The following is an 11,965-nucleotide window of genomic DNA, read 5'->3' as shown; positions in this document are numbered from 1 at the left end:
GCGCCCACCGACAGCGTCTGCAGCCGTCGGAACAGCCGGGCGCGCAGATCCACCTCGAGCCGCGCGGCCGGGCGCGCGACGACCCAGCGCCGGGTCCAGGCCGTGATCGTGCCGATCACGCCGAGCGCGGTCACCAGCAGCACCGGCCACCACATGCCCGCGAAGTCGCGGTGCGCGACCGGACCGTCGACGATGCGCCCGGTCAGCACCGGCTGCAGGATGTCGCACATCATGCCGATCCAGGACAGCACCGCACTGCCGAACAGCGGATAGCGGTACCACCGGATATCCGGCCACAGTCGACGCAGCGGTCCCAAGCGCCGCACCTCGGGTGGTGCGGTCGGGCGCGTACTGTCGGCCTCCGTATCGGACGAGGCACCCGCCAGGGCGACAGACAACAGTTCTCCCCCTTCGTGGTCAGCAGGATTCGATCCCAGCCCATCGGATATGGCCGCGCGCAAGGTGCAACGCGCGCCTGGGGTATGGACCTTCCAGGCTGCCAGCCCGCCCGCTTCCCGCCAACCGATTTTCCGTCCGGTTGTCGGTGATCGGTCGTAGGGTGCGAGCGTGTTGATCGTCGCCGGATATCTGCGCGTCACCGATCGTGACCGCTGTCTCGAGACCTGTCGTGCCGTGGTCGCCGCCGCACGAGCCGCCGAGGGTTGCCTGGACTACACCCTCGGGGCGGATCTGGTGGAGGCCGACCGGGTCAATGTCTACGAGCGCTGGACCTCGCGCGCGGCCGTCGAGGCGTTCCGCGGCGCCGGACCGGGTGCGGAGCTCGCCGCCTCGATCGTCGGCGCCGACGTCCGCGAATTCGACTGCGGCGTCGAGCGCGAGCTGTAGCCGGGCGGCCGGCTCACAGCCAGGCGGGCAGGGTGGGCAGCTCGCCGCTGAGGCCGCCGCCGTCGGATCGGCCGATCAGCCAGGCCAGGACCTCGGCCGCGGGACCGCTGACCTTCGTCGTCGGCGCGGGTCCGATGGTCGCGCCGAAGCCGGTGTCGGTGGTCTCGATCACGAAGCTCGGCGGAGGTGGTTGGGAGGGATCGGAAGTCATGGGCTTGGCATCGGCGGGGCGGCTCGACGCCGCCGCGTGGTCCAGGCCCTCGACCCGCTCGGTGAGCATGCGGGCGACGAAGTCGGCGGGCCAATCCTGCGGGCGGTAGCCGATATTCAGATCCACGTGGTGAATCTCGATCTCGCGCAGGCGAAGCCACGGCACGGCGGAGGCGGGCAGCTGCTTGCCGGTGCGGGCGCGCACGCGGTAGTCCCAGCGGTCGGCTGGCATGGCGCGGGCCAGGGCCAGCCAGCGGTCGGAGGCGGCGCGCAGATCGGTCAGCTGCTCGGCGATCGGGCGCGGCGCACCGGTCTCGATATCGGAGTCACGCAGGAATTGGCTTGCGTACTGCGGTGTTTCGATTCCGGTGCGCGCCCACAGCAGCAGATTCAGCAGGCCGTCGGCATTGCGCGCCAGATGCGCCAGCACATGGCCACGGGTCCAGCCGGGCAGCAGCGAGGGCTCGGGCACATCGGCGTCGGTGAGTTCGCCCAGGGCGTCGAGCAGGTGCTGGGTGGCTCGATCGACGGTGTCGAGCAAGGGTTCCGGCGTGGCGCTGGTCACGAGTGTCGAGATTACTCATCGCGAGCGCCGCTCGTCCCCTCGGATTCTCAGGTTTTTCCGATCTCCCACACGGACCCCTGCCAGCCCGCGCGGGCACGGTGGGACCATGAGCGTGATCATCGAAGTAGTCGTCCTGGCCCTCATGCTGGCGGTGTTCGCCGCGATGGCCGTCTCCGGAGCGCTCGCCTCCTCGGCGCCGCGGTCGCTGGTGGCGGTGCGGATTCGTCGTCGCTGAGCGCGCGCTCGGCAACCCAGATCTGCACGGCCAGCGCCACCAGCCACAGCGACATCGAACCGACCTGGATCCGCTGGGCGATGCCGAGCGCGTAGTCGCCGGGCAGATTGTCCGCGACGAGCATCCAGGTCGTCACCACCGAACCGAGTACGAGAATCCACAGCCCCGAATGCCGCAGGATCGGCCAGCGCCGATAGCGGAACGCGGCCACGCTGAAGCCGATCATCGCCACGAAGATCGAGGTCACCGCCAGGGTGGAGGTCAGGGCGTGGACCTGTCGCAGCTGCGGGAACAGGCCGTCGTCGGCCTGGCAGTCGGCACAGGGCCGCAGCGGCCACTGCGCATCGGCGATCGTCGCGGCGCCGAAGCAGCCCAGCGCCACCCACGCGACCGTGGACAGCGGGCGGCGCGTGAACGCGACCAGTCCGCCGATCGCCGCGAGCACGGCCAGCGCGCCGGTGACGGTGTCCGCGGTGGCGAACACCCAGCGATAGGGGCGACCCTGCGCATCGAGTTCACTCAGGAACGAGGTGACCGGATTCAGGCCCACCGGCAGCACGAATTCCAGGACCCAGGACGAATAGCAGAGCCCGGCCAGGGCGATGAGCGCGGCAATGATCCAGCGCAGCGTCCGCAAGCGCAGGCGTGCGGGTGGTTTCGGCCGTGCCAGAACGGCGACCGTCGCGTCGCTGTGCTCGCTCGACGTCATAGTCCTCGTCCCTGAGGTCCGATCGGCCCCGACCGCAGACCGGTCGGACGGTTACCGCACGTTCGTCTCCATCATGACCTATCGGCCGGCCACCGCGGTCTGCACCCGATCGGCCGCGGCCAGCGCGTCCTCGTGTTCCCAGATCCGCACCACCAGCCAACCGGCCGCGTCCAGGCGGGCATCGGTATCCCGGTCCCGGGCGACATTCCCGGCCAGCTTCTCCGCCCACCACTGCGCGTTGTTCTTGGGCCGGGTCGCGTGCTGCGGGCAGCTGTGCCAGAAACATCCGTCGACGTAGACCGCCACCTTGCGGCGCGGGAAGACCAGATCGGCCCGCCGCCGCAGCCCGGGCAACGGGGCGCGGTCGACGAAGTAGCGGTAGCCGCGCCGATGCAGTTCCCGGCGCAAGGCCGTCTCCGGGGCGGTGCCGGTGCGGCGCTGGCGCGACAGCCGGGCGCTGGTCGCCGCGTCGGTGGCCGGTCGTCCGGAGCTCATATCCGTCCTTTGTCCAGCGGGCGGGCACGGGAAACGTTCCCATTCCACCACTGTGCGAGCGCGCGGAGGAGATCCTGGCGGGATCAGGCCGCCTCCAGCGGGCGACCTCCCATTCGCAGCAGATGACTCTCCACGTCGGCGATGAAGCCGGGCGGGAATCGGAGGTTGCCCCGCGCGGCCCGGCGCAGAAATCCGGCGGTGGCGCGGGCCGACAGCAGCCGGGCGTCGTCGAGAAACCAGCGCAGGTCCTCGTACGGCTCGTGCACCGGCCAGGTCGACACCGGGACCCGGTACGCCCGTCCGGCGCGGCCCCAGGCCGCGGTCGGCCAGGTCTGGCCCGCCAGCGGCAACTCGTCGGGCAGGGGATCGTCGGCCGGTGCGGCCAGGCGCGCGCCGACCCAGGCCGCCATACGCACGCTCACGGCATTGCCGACCAGCTTCCAGCGATGTCCCGGGCGCACGCCCGCGGCCGTGAGCGCGGGCGTCGTCCAGTCCCGCGAAAAACCTTGCAGCCGTTCGGCGTCGGTGATGCCGGGCGTGACGATCTCACCCGAGGGCAGCCGCACCGCCGGCGGGCTCGCGATGCCCAAGCCGGATCCGCCCTTGAGAGTGGGCACCGCGTTGACCGCCCAACCCAGCCCGCGCACGCCCTCGGTCCAATAGAAACCGCACGGGTCGCTGCCCGCGTCGCCGACCGTGCGCGCCCCGGCATCGATGCCGAACAGCACCGGCCGCGGGTCCTCGGTCCGCGAGGCCAGCATCAGCACCCGCTGACGGCGCTGCGGCAGCCCGAACGCCCGCGCGTCCACCACCCGGTAGGCCCAGGTGTAACCGAGTTCCTCCAGGGCCGCGGTGATATGCCGCATGGCCTGCCCGCGGCCGAGTTGCAGCATGAACGGGACGTTTTCGATCAGCAGCCAGCGGGGGCCACGCCGCCGCCGTACCAGCCGGAACACCTCGTCCACCAAACCCGATCGGGCCCCGGTGATTCCGGCCGTGCGCCCGGCCTGCGACAAATCCTGACAGGGGAATCCGGCCGCGACGAGTTCGGTCCCCGCCGGTAACGCCCGCAATCTGGTGACGTCGCTGTGCAATTCGACCTCGGCGAACCGCGCGGCCAGCACGGCCCGCGCGCCGGGATCGATCTCACACAGCAGTTCGGTCTCCCACCCGTGCGCGCCCAGCCCGAGCTCGAGTCCGCCGATCCCGGCGAACAGCCCGACCATCCGCGCGCCCGTCACAGCCGTCCTTTCGCCCGAGTACCGAACGGGCGCCTGCGTCCAGCGCGCCGGGCCCGGCCATGCACGTTACTCGAGCCGATCGGTCCAGTCAGCGATCGACACCTGATCGGATACCGCGCTACCCCCGCTCCCGGGCGTGGCGAACTCGTGCGAGTTCCCTTCCGGCGCCCGTGGATCCATCACCGAGGCGCGAACAGACGACGGGACTTCGTGTCGCCGAGGTGCTGTTCGGAAAGAAGGCCGAAATCCCCGGCAGCCAAGGGCTGCCGGGGATTTCGTTGCGCGCCCGGAGAGACTCGAACTCCCAACCTTCTGATCCGTAGTCAGATGCTCTATCCGTTGAGCTACGGGCGCATGGTCCTGTTCAGTTGTACCCGGCTTGCCGGGCTTGGCGGAGGCGAGAGGATTTGAACCTCCGGTCCCCGTGAAGGGACAACTCATTAGCAGTGAGTCCCATTCGGCCGCTCTGGCACGCCTCCTGGAGCCTTCTCGTCGAGGGCCCGGTCCTTTCGAACCGCCGAGACGCAAGAGTACAGATCGTCCGCTCAGGAAGCAAAACGGCTGGTCAGCGTAGGTGGCTGTCGAACCAGTCGAAGATTCTCGTGCGGGCGTCCACCGCGGTGTGCTCGTTGTCGGCGTGGGCGTCGAGGCCGGGCTCGTCGGCGCGGTGGTGCAGGCCCGGATAGGTCACCACGAGGGTGGCGACGGGGGCGCGGGCGGCGGCGTCGCGCAGGCACTCGACCTCCTCGAGGGGAGTCGCCGAATCGGCCGCACCGTAGAGTCCGAGCCAGGGCGCCTGCAGGCGCGGGGCCGCGTGGATCAGCGCGGTGGCCTGATCGGTCAGCGGCTCCGCGATGCCGGGGGCCGCGACGCTGACCGCGGCGCCGATGGGCCGATCGGTGGCCACCAGCAGGGCGGCCGTGCCCGCGGAGTCGAAACCGAGCACGCCCACGCAGTCCGGGAATACGCCGCGGCGGATCAGCCAGTCGAAGCTGGCGTCGAAATCGACGAACAGGTCCGCGCCGAACACCTTGTCGCCGGTCGTGGCACCGCGATGGAACAGGTCGGGCGCCACCACGATCCAACCATCGCCGGTCAGCGATTTCATGAATTCCAGCAATGCATCGGCTAACTCGCGCGCCTCGTGCAACACCACGATTCCGCCGCGCGCGCTGCCCTCCGGCTCCAGCACGATGAGGGGCACCGGGGGCGAGGCCGCGGGCGGCCGCCGGTCCCCCGTCTCGGGATCGGTGGCGCGTACCGGCGCGTGATCTCGATATACGCCCGACATGGATCCAGGGTAGTTCGCCTTTATAAAGTTCGGGAGAACTCCCATGTAGGGGGTGGTTGGCGGAAAATTTTCCGGCCGCGCCCACACTCCGATCATGATCGTCCGGCACGTTCTAGGGTGGTTGATGTGACCGCTCGCATTCGTCCGGACCTAGAGTCCATCCCGGTGTACACCCCCGGCCGCAGCAACCCGGGTGCGGTGAAGCTGGCCAGCAACGAGACCACCCTCGGTCCGCTGCCCTCCGTCGCCAAGGCCATCGCCGAGGCCGCCGATCTGGCCAACCGATATCCGGACAATACGGCGGGCGAACTTCGCGCGGCCCTCGCGGAATTCCTCGACGTCGAGGTCGCGAACGTCGCGGTGGGCTGCGGCAGCGTGGCGCTGTGCCAGGAGTTGGTCCAGATCACCTGTGCCGCACCGACGGACGAGGTGCTGTTCGCGTGGCGGTCGTTCGAGGCGTATCCGATCGTCACCCAGGTGGGCAACGCGCGCGCGGTGCCGGTGCCGCTGACCGACGGCTACGCCCACGATCTCGACGCGATGGCCGCGGCCATCACCGCCGACACCAAGCTGATCTTCGTCTGCAATCCGAACAACCCGACCGGAACCACCTACGGGCGCACCGAGATCGAGCGCTTCCTGGACGCGGTGCCCGAGCACGTCCTGATCGTGCTGGACGAGGCGTACTACGAATACCTGCGGCTCGACGACCATCCGGACGGCGTGGCCATCCGCCGAAACCGACCGAACGTACTTGTGCTGCGGACGTTTTCGAAGGCCTACGGGCTGGCCGGGCTGCGGGTAGGCTACGCGGTCGGCGATCCCGAGGTGATCCTCGCGCTGCAGCGGGTGCACATCCCGTTCAGCGTGAACCGGCTCGCGCAGGCCGCCGCCATCGCCTCGCTGGAGGCGCGTGACGAACTGCTGGATCGCACGAACAAGGTGATCGCGGAACGGGATCGGATGCGCGAGGCCCTGCTCGCCGCCGGTTACACGGTGCCGCCGAGCCAGGCGAACTTCGTCTGGCTACCACTGGGCGAACACAGCGCGGCCTATGGCGAGGCCAGCGCGGAGGCCGACGTCCTGGTGCGGCCCTACGGCACCGACGGCGTCCGGGTGACCGCGGGCGATCCGCACGAGAACGACCTCTTCCTGGCCTTCGCCACCGCCCCCGAGGTGACCGCTCGATTCCTCGGCTGAACCGTCAGGACACGCCCAGGGCACCCGCGAGAGTGGGCCAGGCCCTGGGCAATTCGTCGACCCAGTAGGGCCAGGAGTGGGTGCCGACCGGCTTCAGGTCGACCGTGGCCGGAATGCGCATGCGCTCGAGCTTGTCGGCCAGGGCCAGGGTGCAGGCATTCGCGGCGGCCTCCAGCGGAGCGCCGAAGGTGATCGTCGTGGGGTAGTCCGGATTGCCGGGCCCGTCGGACGGGCCGGGCAGGCCGCTGGCCGCGGAGAGGTAGATCGCGGTACCGCGCAACTGATCCACGTGCATCATCACGTCGTGCGCGAGCCAGTCCGGATCGTCCTCCTTGCCGTACATGTTGTCCGGATCGCCGCCGTAGGTGCGCACCACGGCGCGCGCCTGCGCCTGGCCCAGATCCGAACCCATGGCGTAGCAACCACTGTGGGCCGCCACCGCGCGGTACACGCCCGGATTGCGCATCGCGAGCATCATGGCCGCCTCGGCGCCCATCGAGACGCCCTCGACGGCGTCGCGGCCGTTGCCCTCGAAGGTGGCATCGATGAGCGGGGGCAGCTCACGGGTGAGGAAGGTCTCCCATTTGTTCTTGCCGAGCACCGGATCCGTGCGCTGCCAGTCGGTGTAGTACCCGGCCGGGCCGCCGACGGTGAGCACGACGTTGATCGGCTTGTCGGCGAAGAACTCCACCGCGCCGCCCTTCTCGGCCCAGTTGTTGCTGTCCCTGGGCGCGCTGCGGCCGTCGAGCATGTACAGGGTCGGGCGGGGGCGGTCGCGATCGGCCGGGAGCAGCAGCTGGACCTCCACCGTGCGTTCCATCGCCGGGGATTTCACGAAGACCCGCAGGCGGCGATCTGTGATGGGCTCGATGCGATCGATCGAGGCCACCGCCGGGCGCGGACTCTCGGTCTGCGGTGCCGGACCGTCGGCGGAGCCGGTGTTGACCGGGGGCGAGGCTGGGGCGGCGACGGCCGGGACCGCATGGAACGCCGCACTCAACAGCAGTGCGGCGCCGGCAAGGGCGCCGGGGAGTCGACGCCGGAACCGGCGGCGAACCATGATCGCCATCCTGCCAGAGGGCTTCGGACGCGTCGACGCCGGTCATGCCCGACTCGCCGATAAAGTGACCCGCGCCACATAGCGCGATAGGGGGTCAATCGGACAGCCCTGCGCCCCAACGGCGTTCGACGTCGGCGAACCGCCACACCGCCACCGCCACCGCCCAGGTCAGCGCGAACAGCCCGACGATGATGAAGCCCAGCGCACCCAGGTCCAGATTGCCGATCCAGGCGAGGACGCCAGAATCCACGCCCGCCTTCTCCGCCAGCAGCGAGATCAGCTCCTGCCCGCCGACCAGCAGCGCCACCGCCACCGACAGTCCGGTGATCACCAGGTTGTAGTAGATCTTGCGGATCGGGCGCACGAACGCCCAGCCGTAGGCGTAGCTCATGAACGAACCGTCGAGCGAGTCGAACAGCGACATTCCGGCCGAGAACAGCACGGGCAGCACCAGGATCGCGTACCACGGCAGCCCCGTCGCGGCCGCGCCGCCCGCGATCACCAGCAGCCCCACCTCGGTGACGGTGTCGAAGCCCAGTCCGAACAGCAACCCGACCGGATACATATGCCAGGGTCGCCGCACCGCGCGCATGGCCGGTGCGAGGACGCGCGCGAGCACACCGCGGGGCTTCAGCGCCCGCTGCAGTTCGGCCTCGTTCACCTCGCCGCGGCGCATGCGCCGGAACACCCCCCAGATCCCCAGCAGCGACGCGAGATTCAGCAGCCCGATCACGATCAGGAACAGCCCCGAGACGCTGGTACCCCACAGCCCCGTCCAGCGCTGCAGCGAGGATTCGGAGTCCGCCAGATTCGCCGCCAGCGCCCGCACCCCCAGCGCGAGCAGCGCGACCAGGATGAACACCACCGACGAATGCCCGAGGGAGAACCAGAACCCGACCGACTGCGATCGCGCTCTCCCCTTCTCCGCCACCAGCTTTCGCGTCACATTGTCGATCGCGACGATGTGGTCGGCATCGAAGGCGTGCCGCATCCCCAGCGTATAGGCCGTGACTCCCAGCCCGACCCCGTACACGGCCCCGTTCACCAGGTGATGCTCGGGTACGACCAGCAACAGCAGCGTCCCCCACCCCAGCACGTGCAACCCCACCACGGCCACCGTCATCCACACCACGCTGCGCACCACAACCCCGTTTCCCACTCGAGCTGCTCGAATCGTAGCTTCGCCCGCACCCACCGATTACGTACCGCCCGCCCCTCGCCAGTACGCTGAAAGCGCTTCGGCACACCGAAGCGAGGTGGGTTGCCCGAGCGGCCTAAGGGAACGGTCTTGAAAACCGTCGTGGTTCACGCCACCGTGGGTTCAAATCCCACACCCACCGCCCTCGCGGTCACGCGTTGCATTACCGAGAAGCCGATCGTGACGTCCTGGTTGTCGTTGAGGACCTCGCCGTACAGCTCGGTCCAGGAGTGGAACGAGTAGGTCGGGCTGGTACAGGTTCGGGACCGCGCGATGATGACCTCGGCGGGGAGGCCCAGGGAGCACAGGTAGGTGGCCAGGGACAGGGAGCGGGGGAGGCACAGGCCGTTGGGGTGGGTGGCTCGGAGGGTCAGTTGGCTGAACAGGATTTCGCGGCTGGCCAGTCGGATGGCCACCGCGGGAGGCAGATTGGCGGGGGTTCGCCAGCCGGGTCCGGGGTGTAGGTCTCGGAGGTAGGTGTGGGACGGGCCCCAGCCTTGTGCGCCGAGTAGCCGCAGGGCCCTCCAGGTGCGGCGCATGGCGTAGCTGCGCAGGCGGAGGGGGATGCGGGGTGGTGCCGGTACGCCGTCGATATCGCACAGCATGGACTCGAGTTGGTATGCCAGATCGGTCATCGGGGCGCATCCGTTCGCGCGATGAGGCGGTGTTCGTCGAGTTGATCGATCAGCTTGCTCAATCCGGAGCGCAACGTCTGCGGGCTCGCGTCGATGCGTTCCTCGAGCTGCCGCACCACCTCGTCGACGGTTTCGTAGCTCATTGCGGCCTGCACCATCAGCGTGGCCACCGGATTCAGTTCGAAATAGACGCCCTGCCGGGTATCCATGATGATGCCGACGCCGTCGGTGGTGTCCAGGATGGCGTCGGTGCCGAGTTGTAACAGTGACATACCGATCAGCTCCTCACCGGATGTGGTGTCCGGCTTTCCAGACTGCGGAGGAAAAGCTCCGTCATGGCCGCGCAGATCAGGCTTTGCGCGTTGCGGCGGATCGACGGCGAATGACCGAGAACGGTGGTCAACCGCTGGGGATCCACGACGTTCATCCGCGCCAGCAGGGAGTCGGGTCCGAGCAGTGCGGCGAGTTGTTGCGAGTGATTCAGGCAGAAGTTCTCGTGCGGCGAGTTCAACCACAGCCGACCGTGCCGACGCCAGATCATCGGTGGCAGCCGGTCTTCGAGCATCAACCGCAGTACCGGCTTGTTGATGATGCGTCCGCCGAAGGGAATGCACCGGTAGGCCACCGGCATGCCGGCCATCAGTTCGTACAGTTCTCGATTGGCCATCGGGGAGCAGAACTGGACGCCGTGCGGCCAGGCGAGGGCAATATCGGTGGTCTGCTCCTCGGGAAAGAATTCCAGATCGGGCAACTCGAGCGGCACGCCCGGCATCGGGACGAGAAAGTCGGGCTGCCCCAGGCTGTCGTCGATCACCGTGGCCTCGGTCGCCAGCGGGTACGACCGACGGACGCTCTTGCGCAGATCTTTCAGCCCCCAGCGTGAGCACAGCAGGCCCCGCAGCATCAGGGCCTTCTCGGACCGGCTCAGCCGACCCCGAAGCACATGGTGCAGGCCGTAATCGGGGGCCGGACTGAACAGCAAATCACCGTCTCGGCCCCAGGTGAGCAGCGCCGCGCCGTCCTGGCGGAGCTGCTGTACGGTCTGCTCCAACCAGCGATATCCGGTGTGGTTGTAGGGATGGGAGAACCGCCAATCCTGGTCGAGGTGCCCGGCACCGATGTCGGTCATGATCGGTACGAAGGGCATGGACAGATGCCGACATACCTCGCGGGCGTAGCCGGACTCATCGGCCAGCGGATCGTCGGTGCTCAGGTGGTAGGCGGTGACCTCGGCGCCGTTGGCCGCCAGTGCGGCGGCCACGGCCGAGGAATCCAAGCCTCCGCTCAGCAGCAGGCCGATGCGGCCCACGTGAGCGTAAGGGCGGGTCGCGGCCAGGAGAATTTCCCAGGACCGTTCCGCGTAATCCCGGGGCGTGCTGCCCCGCGGCAGCGGCTTCGGCTCGATTCGGTCGTACTGGAAGACCCTGGTCGACATGCCGTCGAACACCATCAGGTGGCCCGGGCGGAGTAGTTCCAACTCGGGGTAGGCGACGATGCTGTCGCCACGGCAGATCCGCCAGATGGTCTCTCGGTCCAGTCGGTCGAGGGCGTCGGGGACGAGGTCGGCGGGATCACTGGACCATTCGACCGTGGTACCGGACTGCTTGTAGAACAAGGTGTTTCGGGCGAACAGGCTGCGAAACAGGAAGACCCGATCGCCGGTGATCAGGCAGCCGACCAGATCACCCGGTAGCCCGGCCAGATCCGGGTAGCGTCCGCTCCGAAGCGTCTCGGTGATCCGGCCGACCAGGGCATCGTCCAGGGATCCGACGAGCGCGCCGCCCAGTGCGAGATGGCCGCGCTCGACCGGACGCGCGGACTGGACAACCGGAACCATCCCCGGTCTGGTCCATTGCCGCAGATATATCGGACGTTCGGGTGCGACCCGTTCGTGAAAGGCTGCGAAGGGAACGCAGGTGTAATCGACGGGAGCCCCGTCGCACGGCAGGGTCACTCGGCCAGCGCAACCGAGGTAGTCTGCGGTCGGAGTAGAATCTTCCATGTCGAACGAAACCTCATATTCGCCAAGAACTTCGACAGGCGTGGCCCCTCCCCCCGGTGGATTACCGGTCCCGAGCCGGGGGAAGGGGACCACTGGTTGATCACTTCAGGCAACTAGAGAATGTTGCCGTGGCTGAGCAGATCGGGCACACCCTTGAACACAAGGGCGGTGTGCTCCTCGACCGTGCCCAGGCGGATCACCTCGGGCTCGCTGTAGGACAGCTTCTTCATTCGTAGTCACCTCCTTTCCATTCCGTTCTCTCGTGGACGAATTCAGGC

Annotated in this window: 13 protein-coding genes and 3 tRNA genes; 3 read left to right on the top strand and 13 right to left on the bottom strand. The window is 68.6% G+C overall.

Translation table 11 applies throughout. The features are described from left to right. On the bottom strand, positions 1-398 hold a 398-nt coding region (locus NDR87_RS34060; protein WP_251941295.1), incomplete at its 3' end, for an ABC transporter transmembrane domain-containing protein. A 169-nt stretch (positions 399-567) separates the two neighbouring features. Between NDR87_RS34060 and NDR87_RS34055 the strand changes: the two genes are divergently transcribed. Continuing rightward, a complete protein-coding gene (locus tag NDR87_RS34055) occupies positions 568-846 on the top strand; it encodes a putative quinol monooxygenase (RefSeq protein ID WP_251918026.1) in 279 nt (92 codons plus the stop codon). A gap of 13 nt (positions 847-859) precedes the next feature. Here NDR87_RS34055 and NDR87_RS34050 read toward each other — a convergent pair whose 3' ends face one another. The 7 genes from NDR87_RS34050 to NDR87_RS34020 all read right to left on the bottom strand — a co-directional run bounded on the left by NDR87_RS34050 (position 860) and on the right by NDR87_RS34020 (position 5,592). Beyond that, positions 860-1,621, bottom strand: coding sequence for a maleylpyruvate isomerase family mycothiol-dependent enzyme (locus NDR87_RS34050; protein WP_251918025.1), 762 nt, complete (start codon positions 1,619-1,621; stop codon positions 860-862). 140 nt (positions 1,622-1,761) lie between these two features. Next, the gene (locus NDR87_RS34045) at positions 1,762-2,565 is read right to left on the bottom strand and encodes a DUF998 domain-containing protein (RefSeq protein ID WP_251918024.1); all 804 of its coding nucleotides are present in this window, start codon (positions 2,563-2,565) and stop codon (positions 1,762-1,764) included. Between the two features lie 78 nt (positions 2,566-2,643). Then, entirely contained in the window at positions 2,644-3,060 is a 417-nt protein-coding gene (locus NDR87_RS34040; protein ID WP_251918023.1) for a very short patch repair endonuclease, read from the bottom strand. 83 nt (positions 3,061-3,143) lie between these two features. Beyond that, positions 3,144-4,286, bottom strand: coding sequence for a DNA cytosine methyltransferase (locus NDR87_RS34035; protein ID WP_251918084.1), 1,143 nt, complete (start codon positions 4,284-4,286; stop codon positions 3,144-3,146). Between the two features lie 296 nt (positions 4,287-4,582). Next, positions 4,583-4,655, bottom strand: a tRNA-Arg gene (locus NDR87_RS34030). A gap of 35 nt (positions 4,656-4,690) precedes the next feature. Further along, positions 4,691-4,780: transfer RNA gene (locus tag NDR87_RS34025), tRNA-Ser, on the bottom strand. Between the two features lie 86 nt (positions 4,781-4,866). Further along, complete coding sequence (locus NDR87_RS34020; RefSeq protein WP_251918022.1) at positions 4,867-5,592, bottom strand: dienelactone hydrolase family protein; 726 nt, start codon at positions 5,590-5,592, stop codon at positions 4,867-4,869. A 126-nt stretch (positions 5,593-5,718) separates the two neighbouring features. Between NDR87_RS34020 and hisC the strand changes: the two genes are divergently transcribed. Beyond that, positions 5,719-6,792, top strand: a complete 1,074-nt coding sequence (gene hisC, locus NDR87_RS34015) for a histidinol-phosphate transaminase (RefSeq protein WP_251918021.1) — start codon at positions 5,719-5,721, stop codon at positions 6,790-6,792. A 4-nt stretch (positions 6,793-6,796) separates the two neighbouring features. Here the strand turns inward: hisC and NDR87_RS34010 are convergent, their stop codons facing one another. Together NDR87_RS34010 and NDR87_RS34005 are read right to left on the bottom strand one after the other, a co-directional pair. Continuing rightward, positions 6,797-7,861, bottom strand: coding sequence for an alpha/beta hydrolase family protein (locus NDR87_RS34010; protein ID WP_251918020.1), 1,065 nt, complete (start codon positions 7,859-7,861; stop codon positions 6,797-6,799). 85 nt (positions 7,862-7,946) lie between these two features. After that, on the bottom strand, positions 7,947-8,975 hold the full coding sequence (locus NDR87_RS34005) for a HoxN/HupN/NixA family nickel/cobalt transporter (RefSeq protein WP_251918083.1): 1,029 nt from the start codon (positions 8,973-8,975) through the stop codon (positions 7,947-7,949). A 132-nt stretch (positions 8,976-9,107) separates the two neighbouring features. Between NDR87_RS34005 and NDR87_RS34000 the strand changes: the two genes are divergently transcribed. Further along, positions 9,108-9,192, top strand: a tRNA-Ser gene (locus tag NDR87_RS34000). Here NDR87_RS34000 and NDR87_RS33995 read toward each other — a convergent pair. Genes NDR87_RS33995 through NDR87_RS33985 form a run of 3 tightly spaced genes read right to left on the bottom strand, consistent with a single transcriptional unit; the run spans position 9,158 to position 11,522 of the window. Next, positions 9,158-9,685, bottom strand: a complete 528-nt coding sequence (locus tag NDR87_RS33995; protein ID WP_251918019.1) for a lasso peptide biosynthesis protein — start codon at positions 9,683-9,685, stop codon at positions 9,158-9,160. The two genes, NDR87_RS34000 and NDR87_RS33995, sit on opposite strands and share 35 nt — an antisense overlap. Then, positions 9,682-9,957 (bottom strand): PqqD family protein, encoded by a 276-nt coding sequence (locus NDR87_RS33990; protein WP_251918018.1) that lies wholly within the window; start codon positions 9,955-9,957, stop codon positions 9,682-9,684. The genes NDR87_RS33995 and NDR87_RS33990 overlap by 4 nt, the downstream gene beginning before the upstream one ends. Positions 9,958-9,962: 5 nt before the next feature. Next, the gene (locus NDR87_RS33985) at positions 9,963-11,522 is read right to left on the bottom strand and encodes an asparagine synthase-related protein (protein ID WP_251918017.1); all 1,560 of its coding nucleotides are present in this window, start codon (positions 11,520-11,522) and stop codon (positions 9,963-9,965) included. Positions 11,523-11,965 lie beyond the last annotated feature (443 nt).

Source organism: Nocardia sp. CDC159 (assembly GCF_023740735.1).
Classification (GTDB): domain Bacteria; phylum Actinomycetota; class Actinomycetes; order Mycobacteriales; family Mycobacteriaceae; genus Nocardia; species Nocardia pulmonis.
The sequence above is the reverse complement of the archived record's forward strand: the minus strand, read 5'-3'. Positions and strand labels throughout refer to the sequence as shown.